Here is a 23,947-nt window from a genome sequence, read left to right on the forward strand (position 1 = left end):
GTCGTTAATGGCCGGGTCAGCAGAAACTGACTGCCCAGAGACATTGGGCAATTGAACCGCGTCATGAAAGCGTACCTGAAGGAGCCTGAATCCCGGGCTCCTTTTTTAGCGCGCTCTGTTAGGTGAGCTTGTTATGCGGCCGCGATTACCGGTGGTGGGGGCACCACACGGCTGAGCGTGGCGTGTAAACTAAGTAGTAAGTAAGCCAGTTGATGAAAAAATCTAGTATCCGTTAAAGTGGGGGATGAATGAACCGTGAAAAAATTAAACTGGTGGCTGGTGCTTCTGGCGACGTTAGGATGGGGCCTAACCGACAGCACGACCGTCCAGGCGTACCACACGTATCACCAAAAAACGTCGGCCTTGAGCGTGGGTTCGCGGCGCACCGTTAACGATAGCCACGTCCACTACGTCAAGGCCCCTAAGAATTATCACCATGCCAAGAATACGCATGGGCACAACGTTATCAAGCATACCCGGGGGTCGGCGATAACCTTTAAAACCAAATACCTCTTGCCGCTACCGGGCTATCACAAGCAGGCCTGGGGCAATCCGCAGGGGATGACGACGAACGGCCGTTATCTGTACGTGCTGTACACTCCGACGGCTTGGCACAACCGCGGTCGTATCGTGCGCTACGATATGCATAAACTGAATAAACTAGGCCTGACGCCCCGTCAATTACAGACGGCGTATGTCAGTCACGCCAAGGCCCAGAGAGCTGCTCACGCGGCCATCAAGGTCGGCAAGCCCTTTGAGACCGGCCACGGCCAGTCGTTGGCTTACAACTGGAAGAACCACCACCTCTACATGTGGTGTGACCGAGAAAAATCGGCGGCCACGCCCGTCAATCAATACGGCTACATCAAGCAGATCAAGGCCAGTAGTCTGACGCCGCGCTATCAAATTCGGTTCCGGCTAAAGCATCACCACTTTGCCGCTCCCGGTGGCCACGTCTTGACGTTTGACAAGCAAGGGCGGGCCTACTTCTGGAGTCGGCCGACGACGCATACGACTTACATTTACCGTGGTAGCATTTCGCGGCATCACGTGAAATTTCACCTGACCCATCAGGTGCTCAAGCACGGGCCAGGAACGCACGTCCAGAGTATGGCTTACAATCCGCATACGAAACGCCTCTACTTGGTGGCGGACGACTCGATTGCCAGTCTGCCCGTCAGCAAGCTCGCTGGCAAAGGCCATCTGACCAAACACAACGTGAAATGGACCAAGTTCGGCTCCAAGCGGGAGTTTGAAGGTCTGACCTTTACCAAGAGCGGGCACGCTTATCTGTTGAGCAATCACAATCCGGAAATTCTGCGGGGCAACCGCGTCAGTTGGTAAGTTTAGCAAGTTGAAAAAGTCTTTTGTCGCCCAGGTTTTGGTCGGTAGTTTTATACTGACTGAAAACATTGGGGGATGAGGGATTATGAGAAGAATCAATTTACTGGGGGCATTAATTCTGAGCTTCGGCATGGTCGCAACACCGGTGACCGCTAACGCTATGGTTCAGGTGCGGCAATCTTCCGCCGCGCTGGCAACGCCCAAAAACTTAACGTCGATCGATGATAGTCAGGTTCATTTCGTCCCGGTACCCAGCTCATATGCCCAGGCAGCCAATCCACACGGCACCAATACGATTGCTAGCAATCAAGGCAGCCCGGTGACCTTTACCACGAAATACCAACTGCCGATTCCCGGCTACCAACACCAGGCCTGGGGTGATCCCCAAAGCTCGGCCGTCGTTGGCCAATACCTGTACGTGGTCTACTGCCCAACGGCGTGGCACAACCGCGGTCGGATCGTGCGCTTTGATATGGCGGCGCTCAACAATCTGCAGGCCACTCCCCGGCAGGTCCAACGGGTCTACACGGATGCCGCGGCCCAGTCGCCACAGGAACAAAAAATTCGTGCGGCGATTAAAGTGGGACCGGCCTTCACCACGGGTCACGGCCAGTCCTTGGCCTACGACTGGGCGACCGGTAAGTTCTACATGTGGTGTGACCGCGAGTCGGCCCCACGGGTCAATTTGAGCAAATACGGTGTCTTGCAGCAAATCAGTGCCAGTTCACTGAAGCCGGTCCATCAAGTTCGTTTCCGGCTGAAGTCCAAGTCATTAGCGGTTCCTGGCGGCCACGTGCTGGCTTTTGACCGGACGGGCCACGCCTACTTCTGGACGCGCCCTGATCCGGTGAATGTCTACGTTTACCAAGGCACGGTTCACCGCAACAACGTGCATTTCCGCTTGACCAAGCAAATTTTGGAACATGGCCCGGGCACCTGTGTGCAAAGCATGGCGTACAACCCCCACAACAACCGGTTATACTTGGTCGCCGACGACTCCATTGCGAGTCTGCCAGTCGCCAAGCTTGCGGGCAACGGTTCATTGACGGCGGCCGACGTGACCTGGACGGGCTTCGCTTCCACCCGGGAATTCGAGGGCTTAACGTTTGGCAACGATGGGCAAGCCTACCTGATGAGCAATCACAATCCAGAGATTTTGGTGGGAAATTCGTTGAATTGGTAGGCAGTGAAAAGTCACTAGGAGAGTTTGGGCAAATCGCTCAGACTCTTTTTTCTTTGCCAAAAGGGTAGCCAGCAGTGAAATTGGAATGGGCGTTTGCCAGCTTTTAGTGTATGCTTAATGATATGCGGGGCGGGTAATTAAGGAGACGGATTATCCGGCCGTTAATGACTTGTGGCGAATAAATGCTGGCGAAATCAAACGTCAATCGGGGGAAATAGTCAGCCCATGATTAACGGGTCTAAGCAGCATACTTCGTGAAAAAAGTGGTCACTAAACCGCCAGACTAGTTTAGGCTAGAGATAACTAAAAAATTTGCGGAGGGTGAGTGCAATGGAAGCGGACAAGCAGGATTGGCAGGTCATTTATCAGGAGTTGGCAGACTTAATTGGCGAGGAGAACACGCTCAAAATTTTCCGCGACTTTCGTGGTAGTACGGTCAGCTTTCCGATGCGGTTAATGCGGCGAGAAGCCCTGCTGAGCCATGTACAAAATGACTATTTGGCCGGTATGTCGATCCATGAGCTCAGTGCGCACTACCAACTGGCTGAACGCACAGTCTGTAAGTATATTCACAAGTAATCGTGCAAGCAATTTAGCGGGCAAACCCGCGTGCATGACCAAGGTGTCGCAGTGATTTTCACCTGCCAGCAGAATTTGCTATCTTAAAGATATAATCTTGGCAGCAAATGGAGGGGATTAGGGATATGGGCGTTGATACGCAGGCATTACAAGGTATTTATAAGAAGTTAAATGAATTGTTGGGTACAGAAGAAATGATGAAGTTTTACCAGGAATTTCGCGGTACACAGCTAAATTTACCCATGAAATTGTATGGTCGGGATGGCACTGTGGCGGCAATCAAGGAAAAATATCCCCAGATGACGGAAAAGGAATTGGCTGACCGCTATGGATATTCGCAGCGTTGGGTCAAGCGCGTCATTAGCGAGGCCGAAAAGCAGCAGTCAGCGGGGGAATAAAGAAGGGTGTAGCAATGAGCAGTCTTAAACGGTTTGGATTATTGTGCGTATTGATAGGTGGCCTGATTGGCGGGTGGCCGGCAGTGACGGCCCAGGCGCAGTCAACGGCCCATCCCGCGGCCATCAAGCGGTTGGCTAAACGTGATTTTCACGCGGTCCACGGGCGTTGGTCGGTCAAAGTCACCCGCTTGGGAAAGCATCCCGTGAACGTGACCACCGGCAATCGCCACGTCCAAGCACAGCGGTCTGCCAGTACCATCAAAGTCTACGTGATGCTCACGGTTTTCCAGCGGGCGCAGGCCCACCACCTGAAGCTGACGCGGACGGTCAAAGGCAACCTCAAGCGTATGATTTATTATTCTGATAATACGGCGACCAATGCCTTGATCCGGCAGCTAGGTGGGTTCAAGCGGGTCAATCAAACGGCCAAGCGGTTTGGCTTCAAGCAGACCCATCTGCGCCGCTACATGTTAGACACCGCTGCGTTGCGCAGAGGCCATGACAACTACACGTCAGTCCACGACCTCACGCGGTTTTTGACCCGCACCTATCAGCATCGGTTGCTAGGCAAGACCTACGACCGGAAGATGCTGGCGCTGTTGCATCACTGCCGCAATCACAGTAAGCTCCCCAAGCTGGTGACTCACGCGAAGATTTACAATAAGACCGGTGAGTTCCCGTTGAAAGGGGTGCAAAATGATGCGGCGCTCTTCAAGACCAAGCGGGGCGTCTACACCATCGTGGTCATGGCCCAACAAGGTCAGCAGTTCGCGCAGTATCAGGCGATGAATCGTCTGGGGCGGGATACGGTGCGCTATTTAAATGCGCATGCTGAGTAGCAGAGTAAGCGGAACCGACCGTCTGCTGGCACACGGTTCGGCCATTTAAAGGAAATACACACGAGCCTGGGCGGGGTTGTCCTAGGCTCGTTTTGTTATCCGCTCAATTATTAAGAAAATAGTGTTTTCATTATTACAAAATTTTTATGTAAATGTTGTGTAAAGCCCCTGTACGCCGGGCTTTTTCTCCGGTAAGATGGGAGTTAATCATTAGCGACTGGGGTGATGGTTCGGGGCCACTCTCCAACGAATCGCGAAGACGAAGTGACAGTAACCGCCAAGAACCTGGGGAGGAATTTTGATGGACGCAACGAGCTATCCTTACTTTCGTAAAAAATTAAAACACTACATGAAAACCGTCACCAACAATCAAGAACCGTTAATGATCACGCGCAAAAATAAGCGTAACGTGGTCTTAATTTCGGTGGAGGAGTACAGCACGCTTTTGGAAAACCAGTTTATTTTGAGTCACCTGGAAAGTCGTGCTTGGCTCCAAACCGCTGAACACGTCACCCCTACGCCAGAAGTGGTCGCTGAATCCATGGCGGAATCAGCCGCTGCTGAAGTCGAAGAACCTTAAGGAAGAAGTCTGGGATCAAAACGCCCAGGCTTTTTTAGACAGGTCATCACTTAGAAATGGGGGATGGACGTGACGAGTAGAATCGTGTACCTGGAACAAAAGGCACCGGACAACGCACCCGCTCAGACGCATAATCTGTTTTTGGTCGGCTATGCGATTTTTCAAGTGGAACAGGGAACGACGCTGCGACCGGCGTTAAACAGTTGGGGCAAGGTCCAAACGATTATCGTGGACCACAAGGATCGTTTTCGGATTACCTTTAATTCGGGCCGTATCTTTGTGCTCAGCCAAAAGAAGGTGCTGACTTACGAAACGGACCGAGACGAGTTGACGTTGACGGAACGCCTGCAGGATCATGGACTCAAACTGCCGGAGACGACGCCCCTGCCGACAGCCCAAACGCCTAATTATTTAAAACGCGTGTGGCCCCAAGTCCGCCGTTTGACGAGCATCCCCCGAAGCTACGTGGTTATTGACTGTGAGTTCGGTGTCTTATTTAAGACGCAGCGGACCGGCGACGATATTACCATGACGCGGACCACGATTGCGGGAGAAAAGGCGGGCATCTTTCAGTTGGCGGCACTGGGCTATCAGGACGCCCAACCATTGGATATTTTCTTTAACCGCTATTTAGACAACCCCCATTTTTCGGCGAACATGAAATTACGGGGACTGAAGGAGACCGGGCTAACGTTGCCACAATTTGAGCAACAGGCCCAGCCACTGGCCGTCGTCCGTGCCTTCATCCAACAGGTCTTGCAACGACGGTTACCGCTGGTCTTTTGGGACCAGGGCAATGATTTTCGGCTACTACAAAATACGCTAGCACTGTACTATGAACAGTTGACCGCAGCCGAGCGCACCGTGTTACAGGCGCCACTCACTGTCTTTGATGGTAGTCTGTACACCAATGAGGTCATCAATCGCAGCAATCATCAGCATGATAGTCGCCATTTCTTGCCGCTAAACGGGGTGGCGGGACTCCTAAATATCTTTAATCCCCACCAGCACGATGCGTTGTGGGATGCGCAGACCACCCATTACGTGGTCAATGCCTTGGCTCGCTTTAAACGGACGACGCCGCTGATCTTGACGGCCCCACAACCAGCCGTGCCACTACAACTGCCAGCCCCTAAGTCAGCGCCAGTCGCGCAATCGGCGGATCCAGTCAATTTGACGAGGCTACGGGCACTGCGCGCGGCTGGGCAGACCTACCGAGAGATTGCCGGTCAGCTCGGGATGAGTCCCAGCACGGTTTGGCGAGCAGTGAAGCGGCATCAAGAACGTTAGGCTTGATAATTAAATTTATAAGACGTTTAGTACGAACCTCACCTGGAAACTCGTATAATAAAGAGTAATCAATGGGTGTAGGGGGTAAGTGTCAATGACGGGAAAACGTGTACCGCTGCGGGGATTGTGGCGGCTTAATCAGCGAATTGAACAGTGGCGGGCCATCCGCGCCATCAAGGAAGCGCTGCGCGTCGCGTATCCGTTCATCTTAGTCATGACCTTGATCGACGTGGTCGGGCAAGGGGTACTGACGAAGAGCGGCTTCTTCTTTCAGATTTATCACGTAGGCAGTTGGCTACCCGGATTAGAAATCTGGCGGCAACTGTTTCAGGTCATTAGTCTGGTCATCAACGGGATTGTTGCCGTCATGGTGGCCTTTACCACGGGACACTATCTGGCGCGTACCTACCGGGGGGATGCCCTAGCCGTTGGCGTGATGAGCGCGCTGGCCTTTCTCACGCTAAACGTGAATTATGACGCGCTAAATGTGCCCATGCGGGGCAACGGCGAGGATATCCCGCAATTCATGGAAAATAACTTGGGTCCTCAGGGGATTTTCCTGGCCATTGTTGTGGGGCTTCTGGTCGGTTGGTTTGGCTGTCATCTGATGAATTGGCTGGGCAAATGGGCTTTGAAACACCCCCACTGGGGCCAATTGTCCTGGACCAGTCGCGTTGCCTGGCCGCTGGTGGTCATTTTGACGATCACGGTCGGTATCGGCTATGGCCTGAGTTGGTTGAATGACGGTGGGCTAAACGGGCTGGTTTATCAGGGGCTAAGCGCTATGGTCACCAATCCGGGACACCGGGGGCTGATGATCTTAGCGGTGACTGCCATTAATAATGGCCTCTGGTGGCTGGGGCTGATTGGTCCCGTTTCACTGGCCGGCAATAGTTCCGTGACGTCGTTGCAGAATTTGGCGTACGCGGTGCAACACGGTTCGGGCTGGAACGCGCCTAATCCAATTACGTTACATACACTGGGCGATGCCTACGCCAACTTTGGTGGGGCGGGGATGACCCTAGCGTTGTTGCTGGCGATTTGGATTGGTTCGAAGCAAGCCAGTTACCGTCGAGTGGCCAATCAGACTTTCTTACCCAATCTAGTCAATTTGAATGAACCCACCTTACTGGGCTTGCCGCTGCTCTACAACCCGCTCTTGTTGATTCCGTTTATCGTGGCACCGGCCGTGAACATCGTGGTGGCCTGGTGTGCGATTACTTGGAAATTAGTGCCGCCCATTGTCTACCCGGTCCCGCGTACGACGCCGGGGCCGTTGATCGCGTATTTGGGAACTGGCGGCGACTGGCGCGCGTTATTGTTGAGCCTGGTCTGCCTGGCGTTGTCCGTGGCTATTTACCTGCCATTCGTGCGGCTCGCTAATCTAGCGGGGGGTGATGAGCATGCGGCGTAATTGGTGGCGCTGGGTAGTCGGTGTGTTGGTCGTGTTAGCCATCTTCTTTCCTAGCACGGCGTGGATGCATCAACGTATTACCCAATACAAATCAAATTATAAAACCCCACTGAACCCGACCATCATGGTGCCGGGCTCCAGTGCCAGTCAAAATCGTTTCGACAGCCTGATCACGCAACTGCGCCAGGAGACCAAGGTGGCCCACAGTGTGCTAAAGGTCAAGGTCGCCGAGAACGGTCAGTTGTCCTATACCGGGTCCATTCGTCGCGGTGATAACCAGCCATTCATCGTAATTGCCTTTGAAAATAATCGGGACGGCTATGAAAATATCAATAAGCAGGCCCGCTGGCTGAACGTGGCGTTTAAGGACCTGGTCAAGACGTATCACTTCAACCATTTCTCGGCATTAGGTCATTCTAATGGTGGCCTGATTTTGAGCCTATTTTTGGAAAAATACTTTGCCCAGACACCGCGGGTGGACATCGACCGGTTGATGACGATTGCGACGCCGTACAACATGGAATCTAATAGTACGACTGAACAAACAGCCATCTTAAAGGAACTGATTGCTGGTCGGCGCCAATTGCCGAAGAAGCTGACCGTGTATTCGGTCGCTGGCACTGAAAATTATTCAAGTGACGGCACGGTGCCCGCTAACAGCGTGAATCAGGGGAAGTACGTCTTCCAAAATCAGGTGGCCCACTACACGCAGATCACAGTGACTGGGGATAATACGACCCACTCCGATCTGCCGCAAAATAGACAGATTGTCCTGTTGATTCGGCAATATCTCTTGCAAGAAAATCTTCCTGCCAAGGAACGGGCCCAGAACCAAGCCGATACCAAACGCCGCTCGATTACCGGCGAGACCGGCCTGCCATAAGTATTCTGGTATAATAAGAAAAAATGGTGGGAGGCTTTCACGTGAATTTTCGGCAATTGGAGTACTTTTTAGCGGTGGCGAATGCTGGTCAGATTACGGCCGCAGCCCAACAACTGCACATGGCTCAGCCGCCCTTGAGTTATCAACTCAAGCAATTGGAAGCAGAGCTGGGCGTGACGCTTTTGAATCGCTCGGCAACTGGCACGACCCTCACGCCGGCCGGCCAATTGTTGCGCGACTATGCCCAGCAATTGCTGGACTTGCGGGAACGGGCCGACAGTCAGGTTCGGTCGCTAGGTCAAGGCTTAGCCGGAGTGTTGTCAGTTGGCGTCATCTCCTCATCTATCGGTGCCACGCCTAACGCCAAGCTACGGACCCTGACGCGACACTATCCCAAGGTGCAAATTCGCTTGTTTGAAGACAACACCTATGGGCTGATTGATCGGTTGGCGAAGCGCTTGATTGATGTGGCCATCGTACGGACGCCGTTTACCGCGCCGGGACTGGCTAGTAAGGAATTGGCGACGGAATCCATGGTCGCGGTGGTTCCCAAAAAATACGACCATTTTGCGGCCGCGACACTGAAGGTCGAGGATCTGGCTAACGTGCCGCTGATTATCTATCGCCGGTTTGAACACCTCTTCCAGACGACCTTTGAATCCAAACAGATGGCACCGTTCATTGCCTGTACTTGCGACGATGCTCGTACCGCTGTTCAATGGGCAGAGTCACGGATGGGAGTGGCCGTGGTGCCCCAGTCAGTCGCGGAGCAGACCAGTGGGGCCCAAACGGCTGTCCGGTTGATTCGCTACCAACCGTGGCGAACCACCTTGAAACTAGTCTGGCCGGAACAAATTACGCCCAGCCCACTATTGCAGCGATTCATTGATAGTTATTAAATATATGCTAAATACAAAATAAGCCACCCAGCCATATTTATTTTATATGGCTAGGTGGCTTTGTGGTGAAAGCGATTCACCGCTAGTGAGGTGGCTGCTACTCATGGCTGGTCACGTGCAGTGGGTAAGGGGTAGTCAAAAACCTTATTTGGTATTTAGTACACAAACAATAAGAAATATCCTCAAAACTGCTGGAATATCAGGATGAACAATAGTGAACATAATCACAATAAAATCAAAAACAGCAAGTTGGCAAACTTGCCGCCAGCCCAGCAAAGGTTGATAATCAATTAAGTAATTTGGATTGATTAGGAGGGACAGCACACTTATGATTCATACAGCTATTATTATGTTGGCCGTGGGTATCTTCGCCGGAATCGCCGGGGCCATTCTCGGAATTGGTGGGGGCATGATCATCACGCCAATTCTGACCCTGGGGATGGGATTAGATATTAAATATGCCATTGGGGCCAGCATCATTGCCGTGATTGCGACCAGTTCCGGGTCGACGATTGCTTATTTGCGCGACAACGTCCTTAATTTACGGGTCGCGATGTTCTTGGAAATCGCGACGACCATCGGGGCCATTGTCGGCGCCCTGTTGACGGGGGTCTTGGACCCGAAGTACCTGTACTTACTCTTCGGTTGCCTGTTGGTCTTCTCAGGGTGGAACATGTACCGCAAGCTGCGGCGGGGCCAGGAAGTCTTACAACGGGTCGAACCCGATAAGATTGCGGCCAAGCTCAAGCTAAACGGCACCTACTTTGACAAGGCGGAAATGAAAGACGTCGATTACCAAGTAGAAAACGTCCCCGCCGGCTTTTCCGTGATGTTTGGGGCCGGGGTTGCCAGTGGCCTGTTGGGCATTGGCTCCGGGGCCTTCAAGGTGATGGCCTTGGATACCTTCATGAAAATGCCGTTGAAGCCTTCTAGCTCAACGTCGAACCTGATGATGGGAGTTACTGCGGCCGCTAGTGCAACGGTGTACTTCTTCAACGGTGCCATCTTGCCAGGAATCGCGGTGCCGATGGCCTTGGGAATCTTGGTGGGGGCTGTGATTGGCTCACGCATCATGCAAGTCTTACCTGCGCGGTGGATTCGCATCGCTTTCATCCCCATCATTTTGTACATTGGGTTTGAAATGCTATTTAAAGGATTGGGGGTTCACTTCTAATGGAGGAAAAACCAGCAACGGCCAGAGAAATGGCCCAGGTCGAAACAATTATTGGCCGCATCTTACAAGTCGGCGTTATCTTCTCAGCTATCGTGATGTTGATTGGCCTGGCCCTCTTCTTGATTACGGGCTATTCAGGCTACGCGGGTGATTTTGTGCCCCGACAAATGGGGATGATTCTCGCCGGCACTTGGCAACTGAAACCTTACGCCATCATGATGTTGGGCGTGTATTGCCTGATTTTAACACCGGTCTTACGGGTCGTCGTGTCAATTTATGCCTTTTACAAAGAAAAGGATCATTTATACGTGGCCATCACCACTTTGGTTTTAATTATTTTATTAATTGCCTTAGTGATTGGGGTCAAGGGTTAACCACAGAATAGAAGCGTGTCATAGAGTTTGGGACAAAGCCTCCCAAACTCTTTTTTGTGCATCAACTTTTAATGGCCGAAACCTGCGAACTGCCTTTTGGCTCACGCTATTTTGTTGATCAAATTACTTGATTCTGACGGCGGTATGCTAAACTATTAGTAATGAGATTACGAGAGAGGCGACGAGCGTGGGGACACGAAAAACGGAACAGTGGCGGCGAAATTTAGCGGTATTGTGGCTGGGAACTTTTATTGCCGGGATGGGGTTCAGCGAAATCATGCCCTTCATCTCGCTATACGTGGATGATCTGGGGACTTTTACCCGGGGGCAACTGACCATGTACAGTGGGGTGACCTATGCGGCGACCTTCCTGGTGATTGCGGTAGTTTCCCCGTTGTGGGGTAAATTAGCGGACCGTAAAGGCCGGAAATTGATGCTGCTACGGTCCTCGTTGGGGATGGCCATCGTGATTGGAATGATGGGCTTTGTCAGCAATGTGTGGGAACTGATTGGTCTGCGGTTTCTGCAGGGCTTTTTTGCCGGCTACATTCCCAATGCCAGCGCGCTGATTGCGGCGGAAACGCCCAAGGCCAAGAGTGGTAATGCGCTGGGCATCCTGACCACGGGGTATGTGAGTGGCAACTTGATTGGACCGGTGCTCGGCGGGATCCTGGCGCAGGTCTTCTCGATTCGCTGGACGTTTATTTTGACCGGGATCTTCTTGATCATTGTGTTCTTCTTAAGCGCCACGCTGGTTCACGAACATTTCACGCCTGTCAGCAAGGAGAAGCAGGCCCAGGCTGGCTTTTGGCTGAAACAGGTCAAGAACCCGACATTGATCGTGGTCCTGCTGGTCTCAACGATGTTTATTCAGATGGGCAACAACTCCATCACGCCCATCATCAGTCTGTACGTGCGGGAACTCATGCACCACACCGGCCCCATCACGCTGGTCGCCGGGATCATTGCGGCACTGCCCGGGATTTCGACGCTGCTAGCGGCACCTAAATTAGGTGAGTACGGTGACCGTCACGGGACCCAGCGCGTGCTGATCTTCGGCTACATCTTTGCCGTGATTATGTACTTCCCTCAGGGTTTCGTTACCAGTATTTGGCTACTGGGCATCCTGCGTTTCATGATTGGGGTTTCCGACGGGGCCTTGTTCCCCGCAGTGCAAACGATGTTGACCAAGAACGCGCCGCAGTCGTTGACTGGGACCGTTTTCAGTTGGAACCAATCCTTTCAAGCCCTCGGCAGTATGCTGGGCGCGATGCTCGGTGGGGTCGTGGCCAACTGGTTCGATTACAGCGGGGTCTTCACGTTTACCGCGATTACCCTGTTATTAAATTTCTTATTACTGTGGTGGCTCGTCCCCGAAATTCGGCAGTGGCACGGTTCATCCACTTCAAGGAGCAATGCGCATGACTAATCAAAATTTACCGGTACAATTTCCCAATGACCCGACCTCGTTAAAGGCGCTGGACAATTTCCGGACGCTGATGCTGAATTACCGCAGTGCCGTGCAGGTCGTGGAGACTAAGATTCATTACCTGGACCAGGAGTATCAAATCCAACATGGCCACACGCTGGTCGATAGCCTGCAGTCGCGCATCAAGTCGCCCGAAAGTATTTTGGAAAAGGCGCAGCGTAAGCATTTGGACTTCAACTTTGAGTCGTTGCCGCAACAGATGCATGACATCGCGGGTATCCGCATCATCGTGCGGTTTGAAGACGATATTTTAGCGATGGAGCGTCGACTGGAAAAGCAACCGGACATCAAGGTGCTGAAACGCAAGGATTACGTGGCCAAACCTAAAGCCAACGGGTACCGCAGCCTGCATTTGATTTTGGCCATCCCGGTCTATCTGGCGGCTGGCGTGCAGGCGGTCACGGTCGAGGTTCAGATTCGCACGATTGCGATGAATTTCTGGGCGTCGTTGGAACATGAGCTAAGTTATAAAAAGAACGTACAGCACCAGGACGAGCTACGGCGAGAATTGATTGCCAAGGCGGAATTGGTCCATCAATTGGACCAGGACATGAATGGCATCAAGAACCAGATTCGGGCCCAAGAGAATCAGTAGGTTCGTTCGTAATGAAAGCTTGCAAACAGGTTCACAAATAATACTGACCACCCTTAACCAGTGATACGATAAAAACTGGAGGGAGTGGCAAGCTATGTTGAATCGAAAAGTATGGATGACATTCGCCGTTGCGGCACTGAGCCTGGGTGCAGGGGTATTCTTGACCCAACCCCAACCAGTGGTCGCACAAGGCGTGACTGCACAAATTCCGCAAGCTTATCGGGGGCATTGGCGGTTAGCTCATTGTAATTGGTACTTAGCCAAGGGGACTAAGCTGACGATTGGTGCCCGGTCGTTCAAGAGTAAATTTGGCACGTATCAAGGCGACCAACTGGGCGTGGACATTGCGCCCCAAGCTATCGGGGTCTTTCAAGCGGCCAATGGCATGCAAGTCAGCCCGGAGAACACGTTACAGCTTACACATTATCAGCAGCACGTGGCGTTGAAATGGACCTACAACACCGGGGTCGCTTACTATATCAAGTAGCTGCGGCTGTGATTTCACTAATTTAAGTAGCTAAAAAGAGGCGTCACGCAATTTGCGCGGCACCTCTATTTTTTCTGGTTATTATCTGAGGGTGAAAGGTAATCAGTCAGCCGGTCGGATCTTTGAGCGGTCCACATCGTGCCGGTGCACGCGGTCCATGGTCCACCGCAATAGGAACGGTGCCAGTAGCGTGGCAACGATGATGGCGGCGACGATGGCCGAGTAGCGCACCGGTGACATCAATTTAGCTTGATACCCAATCTGGGCGATGATCAGGGCCATTTCACCCCGGGAGACCATCCCCGCACCAACAGCGGTGGCACTGCCCCAGCTGAAACCAGCTAGTTTGGCACCACTGCCGGCGCCGACTAATTTGGTCAAGACGGCGACAATCGTTAAGACGACGATGAACCCCAGCTGTTTGCCCAGGCCATTGAAGTCCATGTTCAAGCCAATGCTGACGAAGAAGACCGGGATGAACAGCGCGTAGCCCACGGGTTCAATGTGTCGGTCGACCGTTGAGCGGGCTGACGTTTGCGAAATAGCGATACCGGCGAAGAAGGCGCCCACCACGTCACTCAAGCCGACCAGTTCGGCCACGTAAGCCATGCCGAAACACAGGATGATGGCCATCAACGTTGGCCCCATCGGAATCATCAGCCGCTCGCCAATCTTGGCCATGTAAGGGGCCAGCCAGCGAACGACAAAGTAGATGGCCGCAAAATAAATGACCTGCTCAATCGTCGTCAACAGTAGGCTACTGGACTGTGCAGCGCTTTCGCCGACCGCCGTACCCGTCGTACTGACCAGCACACTCAGAATAATCACGGCCAGGACGTCGTCGACCACGGCCGCTCCAAGGATGGTGGTGCCTTCCTGGCTGTTCAACGCGTTCATTTCCTTGAGGACTTCTACGGAAATGGAGACCGACGTTGCGGCGAAAATCACACTGATGAACAGACTTTCCGTCGTGCCCAAATTGTACAGCATCCCCACGGCATAGGTCCCAATCACGGGGATCAAGACCCCCATCAAAGCCACCAGTACGCTGGGCTTCAGGTAGCGTTTCAACAGCTGCAAGTCACTTTCCAACCCGGCGATAAACATTAAAATAATCACGCCGATTTCCGCAAAGCTCTCCAGCGAATGGGATAGGGTGATCCAGCCCAATAACGCCGGTCCGACCAGCACACCGACCAACAGCTGACCAATCACGGCCGGAATCCCAATGCGGGTACAATAATGGCCGACCACGGTCGTTGCCAATAAAATTAAGGTTAAGTCTTTTAATAATTCCACAAGTTGCCTCCCTTTGCACGAAAAAAGCGCCCGCCAAAACGGTCCCCCCAACCCAAGGAGGACACCGTTCTTGAAAGCAGCCGCTTCAACCATCTCATTTTCAGTTAGTCATAGTATACTTGAATTCCCGTCACCCCGCAACCCAGACGCATTCCGAGGAGAAATTTCTGGAGCAAGCAAAACTTAACTACCCGCTCAGCCGTTAATCGTGGTAAACTAATAACGATTGTGAGGTGACACGTGTGAAGTGGCTTGAATCTAATTTAGTCGTGATCTTTTGGTCCGTTATCTTCGGCGAAGTTATGGGTTACATCGGTGGTACGTTGGAACAAATGACTTGGGAACCCATGAAAATTGGGATCTGGATGGCAGTTATCGCCGTGATCGCGGTCAACGGGATCACGCTACTTAGCCGTGACGACCAAGCTTCCAGTGAAAAATAATTCACGTTAAGCATGATCGATAAACCGAGCCTTGGCGAATGCTGAGGCTTTTTATTTTGGGCAAAAATCCAATTCCAATTGGGACAGTAAGTATGCTACACTGCGATTGTAAGAGCTTTCAATACAGATAGGAGTGCCCCTCATGTTGCAGACCATCCTGACCGCCATCATGCTATATACCGCTACCGCCGTGGATTTACTGGTTATCTTGCTGATTTATTTTGCCCGAGTGACCGACCAACGGCAGATTCGAGACATTTATCTGGGCCAATACCTGGGGTCGCTGACGCTGATTGCGGTGAGCCTGTTCTTTGCCTTTGTCTTACATTACGTGCCTGAGAAATGGCTGCTGGGCTTGCTGGGATTGATTCCCATCTACTTCGGGATTCGGGTCTGGTTCGTGGCAGACACTGGCGAAGAGCGGGCGGAATCACGCTTGAACAACAAGGGCCTCAGCAAATTGACGGAGACCGTTGCCATCGTGACGATTGGAAGCTGTGGGGCCGATAATTTGGGACTGTTCGTTCCGTACTTCGTGACCCTCGACCATGCCCAGCTGGCGGTGACACTACTGACGTTTGTGGTCATGATTTATCTGCTGGTTTTCAGCGCCCAGAAAATTTCCTGCCTACCGCGAATCGGCGAGTTCATCGAGCGCTACAATCGGTGGGTGATTTCGGCCATTTACATTGGACTGGGGCTTTTTATCATTCTGGACAACGGCACGATTACGCAGTTGCTGCGGTTCTTACGAACGATAAACTAGCAGCCGGCAGCGGCCAGTATAATTTTTAACTGAAGGTTGAAAGAAGAAAATCAGCTAGAAGCATTGTCACCACACGATTCATGGCGTAAGAATTAGTCGTTTACAGCTTCGTAGTTTGAGCTGGCCGCCTACCGTCCGCCAACTATGGGTTGGAACGCGGCGGACCGGACCGAGCCTGAAAAGCGGTCTCGGCCTCGCTTTGAGCCGGAAACCCACGTCTCAAAGACGCCAGTTGTCTAAGCGGCATGAAGCACACCGCTAAGACAACTTCCACGGCTGAACCCATATTTGGCAACTCTCGGCTACAAGTGTGCTTGCTAGTAACAGTTGGTTTAGCCACAGGTAGCGGCTGATTTAACAACTAGTCTTTAACTAAGACAAGATTGCAGGCTTCTGGTTTCACTAGTTCTGGTGGACAAAACGCTGTTGATTCGGGAGTCAAGACATTAATTCAACTTTCAACCTTTAGTTTTTAAATAATGATAACGCAAAAAACAGCCACCGCAAGAAAATCGCGGTGGCTGTTTTAACCTTAAAATTTACGTGACTCTGCGTGACGCGCGCGGTTAACGGTTTCCTCATGGTGCTTGAGGGGCCGGCGCCATTCGGCTGTGAACCACAGGAAGGCGAAGATGACGAAGCTGGTCAGACTGACGATGATGCCCAGCTTGAGGCCCGGCGTGGTGTAGGTCAGCGTGACGTGGTTCTTGCCGACCTTTAGTGGCACGCCGATCATGCCCTTGTAGTTTTGGCGAACGGGAATCAGCGATTGTGCGTGCATCACGGAGCGAATCGCCACGGGGCGGCCGTTGACCTTAGCCGTCCAGCCCGGTGTATCCGGTACGGCCAGGTACAGTAGGGACCGTTGCGGCGTGCCGGTCACGTCGCCATCCAGCCAGGTCACACCGCTCTTGTTTCGCAGCTTGAACCGTTGTTGCTTCAGGCTGGTGACCAATTTTTCGTAGCGTTGCTGGTTGAGTGTGGCAAATTGGTTGCCGTAGCCCTGAAGCGGACCTTGGGTGACGTAGCTGATTTTGAGCACCTCGCCCTTGGTGCGATGGCCGAGGTTGATCAGGTAGCGGTAGCCATCAGCGTTGATGGCCGGTTTCAGCGATTTGCCATTGACCTTGATGCTGGAGTACACGATGGTGTTGGCCGGCGAATACCCGTGCAGCAGGCCCGTCGCGTTGACTTGAACGGTAAAGGTTTGGACGAAACGTTGGTTCGGCAACTCAGTCGTCCGTGACACGTGCTTAAGGTCGCGAGAAACAGCTCGGTGCGTTCTGACATTTAACACAGTCACGGGCGCTAAGGTATTCGGTGCGGCGCCCAATGCAGTCAGGACGCGCTCCTGATTGATCATGGCGTTCTGGTCGTCGAGTTGGAGACTGGCCAGGCGGTTCGGCACGGCAAAACCAATGCCAGCGTATGAATTCAGCTGGTTGACCACCGGATGTTTCGTCGGGTTCAGTCGGTATTTAACACCCATGAGCGTGTCAGACAGGTGCGTGAAGCCCTGCGTACTGATGCGCCGAACGTTGGGACTGAAGTAGCCCAAGTCGTGTTGGAAGACCCGCGCCTGTTCGATCAGCGTGGAGCTATAGGAGCTCACGCCGGGATAGTTGTACATGACGGGGTCGTTGTAGTGGTTATAGGCACCTTGATAGGACTTGCCAATTTCGGCGTGCGCGAAGTCCACGCGGTGCAGATTAGGCTTGGCCTTGGCCGCCGAGATTTTCGCTAGTGTTTTAGTGTCGCGACGGAAGTATTTTTCAAATTTCGGCTGTGAGCCAAATTCCATGCTGCGGGTGGCCAGGAGAAAATTACCGCCCAATTCGGTGAACAGCAGTAAGGCCAACAAGCCGATGCGGACCGGCCGCCATTCACTGATGAATAGTAACATGGTGTTGAGGAGCAACAGGCCCAGCGCTGGCCAGACCAGGTGAAACGCCGGTTGGCTCAACACGTAGAGGTCGTGGTTGTAGTTGGGCAACAGGTGGTCCCAAACGACGGGGATGACTTGTGCGCTCAGAAAGCCAATGACTAACAAGCCCGCTCCCCAGACCAGGGCGAGGACCTTTTGCGGGTCGTTCATCGATTGGGCGGGGTGCGTTTGCCAAGCTCGGTAGGCGGTGACCAATGCCAGGAACGTAAAGAAGTACACGTTACGGTACGGGAAGCCAGCTGGTTGTTGGAACATGTGCCAAGCCGTATTCAACAAGGTCACGAACAGCCCCAAGCCCATCACAATCAAGAGCCACATGGTTCGGTTCTTTTCGACGGCCTTGACCTGAGGTGAGACGAAGAAGACGATTAGTAGCAAAAACATCAGCGTGCCCATGAAGAGCGACGGTGCGTGGTACAAATGCGACACGTAGCTACTGGTGCCCGGGGCGAATTGTGCCAGGACTTCCGGGCCAAACATCGGCGTGGGCAGGTAGTTGTTCAAGAAGAAGTTACTCTTCCCGGTCAGCAACATGCCTTGCGCCGTAGGAATCAAGACGACCATCGACATGCCACCAGCCAGTAGCGACCCCAGCGTGAATTGCCGAATCGCCGGCCAGTGCATGTGCCAAACGTCCTTGAACGGCGTCGGCGTCGGTTGATGTTCAATGATCAGGTAAATGAAGTACATGACTGAGAATAAGCAGGTCATATAACCCATATAATAATTGCAAATAATCGTCGCGGTCAGACTGACGGTGTACAGCCCGTAATGGTGCAGGCTGACCAAACGATGCAGCCCCAAGGCCACTAACGGCAGCCAAATCAAGGCGTCCAGCCACATCATGTCATAGAAGTACATGCTGACAAAGCCGCTCAGACTAAAGGCCGTGGTGAACAGCAGCATTGACCAGCCGCTACGTAAAAACGTATGCCGAATGAAAAAAGCCATGGTCAGCCCAATCGTGCTGATTTTTAAAATGATGATCCAGGTGACCGCTATCGGTAATTTGGTCGCCGAGAACGCAAAAATCAGCAGGTTAAACGGGCTGATGACGTAGTAGGCCAGTAGGGGGATGATGCCGCTACCAGACCCCAGTGAAAAGGAAAAGAGATGAAATTGGCCGTGCAACAGCGTCGACCGTAAATTTTCTAAGATGGGCACATATTGCGTCCCCATGTCACTAAATAATAGGTTTCGTGGGCCAAACGGCGTAATCTTAAGTTGCCAGAAAATCACGCACAGAATGGCGAACGGAATCAGAAATGCTCCCCCATACACCCAGCGGCTAACACGCAATGCCGTGAGGGTGTGCCGTTGTTGTTTCATGAATACCCCTCCGTTAATCAGTCAAAAATAAGTGATTTAAATGGTGCCAGACGGCGTTGACAATCAGTCAGCGCTAGGTTGATTGTGGACCGTAGCAATTAGTCTCCTCAATAGTCGTTGGACACAACGAACTTACCCGCAACGTCTGCTTATATAAGAATACCATAGCAAGTTGCCCTGACAAAAGTCTACCGCAAATTGCTGATAGTTCCGTGAGGGAGACGTTAAACTTCGCAAAAACTTAGCCTTTGGTAAGGCCAGTAACTTAAGGTTCTGTTATTGTTAATGGTGTAGGGTATAATTTTACTGACCCGCAATGTGGTAAACTTTAGCCAGCGCTGGTGGCGAACTGCCGCCTAGCCGTTGCGCGAAAGCTAGGCTGGAACGCTGGGGGAGGACGCCCCGAGCCAAAGTTCGGTCTCGGCGCTTGCTTTGAGCCACAAAGGACCTGTGTCTCAAAGTCACCAATTTACCAGCGAAAACCGCTGCTAAATTCCCCGGCTGAGCCTAGTTTCGCTCCACTCTCGGCTAACATTGTGAGGTGTTGTCACGACTGATTAGGCGTAACGCTTAATGTTATCAAGAACCCCTACCATAGTCGAGAATCCGTCAAATCCGAACTCAGCCGTGGGAGTTTGTGGTACATGTCATTTAGGTAACTGGCGTCTTTGAGACGTGGGTTATCGGCTCGCCCTGTCCGCCACGTTCCAGCCTAGCTTTCGCGGAACGGTAAGGCGGTCAGTAAGAGAAGAAAGCCGTTAAAGAAAATAAAAGTATACTAAAGAAGATAGTTCAAGGAGGAATGCCCGTTGGGTACTACTGCGAAGGTATTAGTTGTTGAAGATGAAAAGGAACTGGCAGCCGATATTGTCGAATTGATTGCGCCAATTTGTGAGACCACCACGGCCTACGATGGCGAGCAAGGTGAGTTTCTCGCGAGCCAAGACGTGTTTGATGCCATTATCCTCGACCTGATGTTACCGGGGGAAAGCGGGCTGGACCTGTTACTGCACATCCGCAACAAGGGCGTGAAGACCCCCGTATTGATTTTGACCGCTAAAGATACGATTGCTGATAAATTGCGGGGCTTTAATGATGGCGCTGATGACTATGTCACCAAGCCATTCCATCGCGAAGAACTGCTGGCTCGGATGAAGGCTTTATTGAAGCGGACAGGCCATTTGAATAGTAGCGATGTCATTACGCTGGGGCAGCTGGAAATCAACACCAGCAAGCACCTAGCCACGTTTAACGACGCGCCACTGACGTTGAAGGGCCGCGAGTTTGACTTGCTGGCTTATTTGGCCGCCAATCCCGGAACCATCATCACCAAAGAACAGATTTTCAATCGCCTGTGGGGCTTTGATTCCGAGACCAGTCTGTCCGTGGTCGAGGTCTACATGAGCAATTTGCGTAAGGAGTTGAAGAATGCCGGTAGCGACCTGTCGTTGCGGACTATCCGCAATGCGGGGTACATCGTGGAGGCCCCTGATGAGCAATAAAGTCAATCGCGCCCAGCAGTGGCGGTTGTTTTGGAGTAGTTTCATTGGTTTCACGATTATTTTCGTCTTGTTGGGCGTCATCGTGTTCGTGCTCTTTCGCCGCACGATTCTGACTAGCGTGGATCAGACGCTGCGAGTCGAACGTAGCGCCCGGCTAGCTGGGCCGCCGCGGCAGACGACGGCTCAGCGACCCTTTGGTCAAAATAACCACCAAAGCCTGCAACAACAGCACAAGGCCATCCACCCGTTCATGACGACGACCCTGATTTTCAACCGCAACGGGAAGATCCTCAATCAAGGCCAGCTGGGATCGCGCTACGAAACGCTGAAAAATATTACGCTGGACACCAGTCAAAAGGGTCAGCTGCACACGATTACGGTTAATGGCAAATACAATTTCCGAACGTTACTCGTCAAGGTGCCAGCCACTAACGCTGACCGAACCGTGGCCGGGCGCTACCTGTTGATTTTAGAAAATATCGACCCGCAGAAGGCCGCCATGCGGACGTTTACCAAAGTCATGTTAATTACCATGGGTGTCTTCTGGCTATTGTCGATTTTGATGAGCGTTTGGATGTCACGGTTAACGATGCGGCCGATTCTGCGCTCGTGGGGCCGGCAGACTGAGTTCGTGGGCAATGCGGCCCATGAGTTGCGGACGCCACTGACGATTATTCAAAATAAGTTAGAGCTCCTGCTGACCAAACCGAACGATAAAATTATTGATCAGGCTGAAAATATTGCGATTGCTAGCAGTGAAAGCCAACGCCTGCAGAAGTTGACGCAGGATTTGCTGGCGTTGGCTCGGTCAGATTCCAATACGCTACAGACGAACTTTGAGAAGACCCAGGTGGCTAGCTTTTTGGATCACACGGTGGAACCCTACACGGAGATTGCTGCCAGTCAGGGCAAAAAGCTAGTCCTGGCACCCGTCCCCGAGTTTGTGGTGACCCTGGACCAAAATTTGATTCACCAGTTAATGAATATTTTAATTGATAACGCGATGAAATACTCGCCGCAGGGCAGTACCATCACCGTTTCTGCGAAACCCCTTGGGCGTAAATGGCAGTTGGTGGTCGCCGACCAAGGTATCGGTATCAAGAGCGCCGACCGGCAACGAATCTTTGATCGGTTTTACCGTGTTGATTCGTCACGAAGCCGCAAGACTGGGGGCAATGGGCTCGGCCTGTCGATTGCTAATTGGATTGTCAGCCTGCACCACGGCACGATTGTCGCCAAGGAAAATCAGCCACACGGTACCCAGTTCGTAACCACGCTGCCCGTGACGCCCAACAGCAGTCTGGGCAGTCGCCGCGAGAAGAAAGGTTAGCGCGGGACGCGGGTTTCGGAGGTTTATCGCAACTACTCTTCTTAATTGAAAGTTGAAAGATAAATATCAGCTAGAAACATTGTCACCGCGCGACTAATGGCGAAAAATTAGTCGTTGATGGTATCGTAGTGTGGACTGGCCGCCTACCGTCCGCCAAATATGGGTTGGAACGCGGTGGGCGGACCGGACCGAGCCTGAGAAACGGTCTCGGCCTCACTTTGAGCCGAAGCCCGCGTCTCAAAGACGCTTGCCAGTAAAAATCGATTTAATCCCAGGTAGCAGCTAATTTGGCAACCAGTCCTTGACTAACACAATGGTGTTGATAATCACTAACCCGCCGGAGGCAGCCAGAGGTGAAGCCAGCTGTGGCGACGGCGTTGGCTGAGGCTTTTTCTCAGCCTACAGCGTGGGACGACTTGAGAGACTGGCGAACTTTGTCAGGCTTTCAAGCGAACCGGAAGCCCGTTTCTTAGGCTGGAGGTGTTCCCCATAGCAGGCGGAATCTCTGGTTGACGCAGGCTTCTGGTTTCACTGAGTTTAGTGGACAGCATACTGCTGTTCCGGGAATTACCTTCAACCTTCACTGCTTAACAAAAACAGTCCCCACGGGTGTCTTTCCACGGGAACTGTTTTTGTGCAGTTGGACCAGCAATTGTTGCGGCAATGGTTATCAGCGTTGACTGTAGACTATTGCGATATTGGCTGCCACGGTAAGCGGCCAGTAAACCACAATCACTGCTACGTCGCCGCAAGTAAACCGGGAAAGAGTTTCAATGCCTCCGGTTCTATGGTAAGGTGGTTCTATGATAACTGCCACAAGGAGTATGCGAGAAAAATGTTAACTATCCGCGACATTGCGGCGAAGGCTGGTGTGTCTGTTTCCACGGCTTCGCGCGCGTTAAACAATAACCCCCGTATCAGTCAGGCGACCAGGGAACGCATCCAGGCCTTGGCTGAAGCGGAAGGGTACTTACCCAATTACAATGCGAAAAATCTAACGGCGGGCGAGGCCAACGCCGTGGGGGTCGTTTTTCCCACGGCCGACCACAGCCAGCCCGAGAACCCGTTTTACATCGACCTGTTGCGCGGTATCAATAGTCAATTGATGCAGCGCCATTATGTGTTGTCGGTAGCCATCAGTAAGACGGCCGATGAGTTGTTGGAAAACGTCAAATCAATGGTTGCCCAGGGGAAAATCAAACGGTTCGTCCTGATGTATGCGCATCACGATGACCCCATCGCGGCCTTTTTGCGAAAGCAACAGCTGCGGTTCGTCACGATTGGCCAGCCCGATGACAATCCCGATGATTATTTTGTGGACAACGATAACCTGGAAGCCGGCATCGGTGGGGCGACCTACCTGTTAGACCAGCTCCACGTCAAGCATCCGGTGTTCGTGGAGTCCGGTCATGATTGGGCCTACGAACAGCAGCGGCGTCAGGGTTACGAGCGCGTGGCGGCTACCTTTAACGTGGAGCCACTGACGTGCAAATTGGGCGAGCTGAATCGGGTACGTTTGTTCATCAAACAACACCCAGAAATTGACGGCATCATGGCTACGGATGATTTTAATGCGATTGAATTTTACCGTTTAGTTCGTGAACAGTCCGCGGCCCGCCATTTTCCCATCGTCAGCTTTAACCACTCGCTACCGGAGGGATTGACGGATGCCAACCTGCATTCCATCAACCTTTTCCCGGAAAAAATGGGTTCGGCGACCGTCGCGTTGTTGTTCAGTGACCGGGAGCCACTGGCCACACCAACGCCGGGGAGAATTAAAATTCCATACGAAATTAAATAGTTTT

At 52.5% G+C, this 23,947-nt stretch carries 22 protein-coding genes; 20 read left to right on the forward strand and 2 right to left on the reverse strand.

Annotated features, from left to right (window positions below):
• The first annotated feature begins 255 nt into the window (after positions 1-255).
• The 15 genes from EKM83_RS07720 (at position 256) to EKM83_RS07790 (ending at position 13,528) form a co-directional block, all read left to right on the forward strand.
• Positions 256-1,344 carry a hypothetical protein gene (locus EKM83_RS07720; protein WP_125576121.1) on the forward strand — a complete coding sequence of 363 codons (1,089 nt, stop codon included), beginning with the start codon at positions 256-258 and terminating at the stop codon, positions 1,342-1,344.
• A gap of 85 nt (positions 1,345-1,429) precedes the next feature.
• Positions 1,430-2,527, forward strand: coding sequence for an SdiA-regulated/phytase-like domain-containing protein (locus EKM83_RS07725; RefSeq protein ID WP_125576123.1), 1,098 nt, complete (start codon positions 1,430-1,432; stop codon positions 2,525-2,527).
• A 330-nt stretch (positions 2,528-2,857) separates the two neighbouring features.
• The gene (locus EKM83_RS07730) at positions 2,858-3,106 is read left to right on the forward strand and encodes a hypothetical protein (RefSeq protein WP_125576125.1); all 249 of its coding nucleotides are present in this window, start codon (positions 2,858-2,860) and stop codon (positions 3,104-3,106) included.
• 125 nt (positions 3,107-3,231) lie between these two features.
• On the forward strand, positions 3,232-3,504 hold the full coding sequence (locus tag EKM83_RS07735; RefSeq protein ID WP_125576127.1) for a Mor transcription activator family protein: 273 nt from the start codon (positions 3,232-3,234) through the stop codon (positions 3,502-3,504).
• Positions 3,505-3,518: 14 nt separating this feature from the next.
• Entirely contained in the window at positions 3,519-4,343 is an 825-nt protein-coding gene (locus tag EKM83_RS07740; RefSeq protein WP_125576129.1) for a serine hydrolase, read from the forward strand.
• A 301-nt stretch (positions 4,344-4,644) separates the two neighbouring features.
• Positions 4,645-4,923, forward strand: a complete 279-nt coding sequence (locus EKM83_RS07745; RefSeq protein ID WP_125576131.1) for a type II toxin-antitoxin system Phd/YefM family antitoxin — start codon at positions 4,645-4,647, stop codon at positions 4,921-4,923.
• Between the two features lie 69 nt (positions 4,924-4,992).
• A complete protein-coding gene (locus EKM83_RS07750) occupies positions 4,993-6,213 on the forward strand; it encodes a helix-turn-helix domain-containing protein (protein WP_164505625.1) in 1,221 nt (406 codons plus the stop codon).
• A gap of 94 nt (positions 6,214-6,307) precedes the next feature.
• On the forward strand, positions 6,308-7,627 hold the full coding sequence (locus EKM83_RS07755; protein ID WP_125576135.1) for a PTS transporter subunit EIIC: 1,320 nt from the start codon (positions 6,308-6,310) through the stop codon (positions 7,625-7,627).
• The gene (locus tag EKM83_RS07760; RefSeq protein WP_125576137.1) at positions 7,617-8,510 is read left to right on the forward strand and encodes an alpha/beta hydrolase; all 894 of its coding nucleotides are present in this window, start codon (positions 7,617-7,619) and stop codon (positions 8,508-8,510) included. The genes EKM83_RS07755 and EKM83_RS07760 overlap by 11 nt, the downstream gene beginning before the upstream one ends.
• Before the next feature lie 41 nt (positions 8,511-8,551).
• Positions 8,552-9,409 carry a LysR family transcriptional regulator gene (locus tag EKM83_RS07765; protein WP_125576139.1) on the forward strand — a complete coding sequence of 286 codons (858 nt, stop codon included), beginning with the start codon at positions 8,552-8,554 and terminating at the stop codon, positions 9,407-9,409.
• A 328-nt stretch (positions 9,410-9,737) separates the two neighbouring features.
• Positions 9,738-10,583, forward strand: a complete 846-nt coding sequence (locus tag EKM83_RS07770; protein WP_125576142.1) for a sulfite exporter TauE/SafE family protein — start codon at positions 9,738-9,740, stop codon at positions 10,581-10,583.
• Positions 10,583-10,957: a DUF1634 domain-containing protein gene (locus tag EKM83_RS07775; RefSeq protein ID WP_125576144.1), complete on the forward strand. Its 375-nt coding sequence runs from the start codon at positions 10,583-10,585 to the stop codon at positions 10,955-10,957. Before EKM83_RS07770 ends, EKM83_RS07775 begins: the two co-directional genes overlap by 1 nt.
• A 187-nt stretch (positions 10,958-11,144) precedes the next feature.
• Positions 11,145-12,386 (forward strand): multidrug efflux MFS transporter, encoded by a 1,242-nt coding sequence (locus EKM83_RS07780; protein WP_125576146.1) that lies wholly within the window; start codon positions 11,145-11,147, stop codon positions 12,384-12,386.
• Positions 12,379-13,041 carry a GTP pyrophosphokinase gene (locus EKM83_RS07785; protein ID WP_125576148.1) on the forward strand — a complete coding sequence of 221 codons (663 nt, stop codon included), beginning with the start codon at positions 12,379-12,381 and terminating at the stop codon, positions 13,039-13,041. The genes EKM83_RS07780 and EKM83_RS07785 overlap by 8 nt, the downstream gene beginning before the upstream one ends.
• Before the next feature lie 94 nt (positions 13,042-13,135).
• Entirely contained in the window at positions 13,136-13,528 is a 393-nt protein-coding gene (locus EKM83_RS07790) for a hypothetical protein (protein WP_125576150.1), read from the forward strand.
• Positions 13,529-13,630: 102 nt separating this feature from the next.
• Here EKM83_RS07790 and EKM83_RS07795 read toward each other — a convergent pair whose 3' ends face one another.
• Positions 13,631-14,827 carry a cation:proton antiporter gene (locus tag EKM83_RS07795; protein WP_125576152.1) on the reverse strand — a complete coding sequence of 399 codons (1,197 nt, stop codon included), beginning with the start codon at positions 14,825-14,827 and terminating at the stop codon, positions 13,631-13,633.
• 242 nt (positions 14,828-15,069) lie between these two features.
• Here EKM83_RS07795 and EKM83_RS07800 point away from each other — a divergent pair, with 242 nt between their 5' ends.
• Positions 15,070-15,270: a YjzD family protein gene (locus EKM83_RS07800; RefSeq protein WP_125576154.1), complete on the forward strand. Its 201-nt coding sequence runs from the start codon at positions 15,070-15,072 to the stop codon at positions 15,268-15,270.
• 142 nt (positions 15,271-15,412) lie between these two features.
• On the forward strand, positions 15,413-16,036 hold the full coding sequence (locus EKM83_RS07805; RefSeq protein ID WP_125576156.1) for a CadD family cadmium resistance transporter: 624 nt from the start codon (positions 15,413-15,415) through the stop codon (positions 16,034-16,036).
• Positions 16,037-16,568: 532 nt separating this feature from the next.
• On the opposite strand, the gene EKM83_RS07810 is transcribed toward EKM83_RS07805, so the two are convergent.
• Positions 16,569-19,310, reverse strand: coding sequence for a YfhO family protein (locus EKM83_RS07810; protein WP_125576158.1), 2,742 nt, complete (start codon positions 19,308-19,310; stop codon positions 16,569-16,571).
• Positions 19,311-20,119: 809 nt separating this feature from the next.
• Between EKM83_RS07810 and EKM83_RS07815 the strand changes: the two genes are divergently transcribed.
• The 3 genes from EKM83_RS07815 (at position 20,120) to EKM83_RS07825 (ending at position 23,943) form a co-directional block, all read left to right on the forward strand.
• Positions 20,120-20,812, forward strand: a complete 693-nt coding sequence (locus EKM83_RS07815) for a response regulator transcription factor (protein ID WP_125576160.1) — start codon at positions 20,120-20,122, stop codon at positions 20,810-20,812.
• Positions 20,802-22,142 (forward strand): sensor histidine kinase, encoded by a 1,341-nt coding sequence (locus EKM83_RS07820; protein WP_125576162.1) that lies wholly within the window; start codon positions 20,802-20,804, stop codon positions 22,140-22,142. Before EKM83_RS07815 ends, EKM83_RS07820 begins: the two co-directional genes overlap by 11 nt.
• Positions 22,143-22,977: 835 nt before the next feature.
• Positions 22,978-23,943, forward strand: a complete 966-nt coding sequence (locus EKM83_RS07825; RefSeq protein WP_125576164.1) for a LacI family DNA-binding transcriptional regulator — start codon at positions 22,978-22,980, stop codon at positions 23,941-23,943.
• Positions 23,944-23,947: the final 4 nt, after the last annotated feature.

It is taken from the genome of Levilactobacillus angrenensis, from assembly GCF_003946085.1.
GTDB classification, from domain to species: Bacteria; Bacillota; Bacilli; order Lactobacillales; family Lactobacillaceae; genus Levilactobacillus; species Levilactobacillus angrenensis.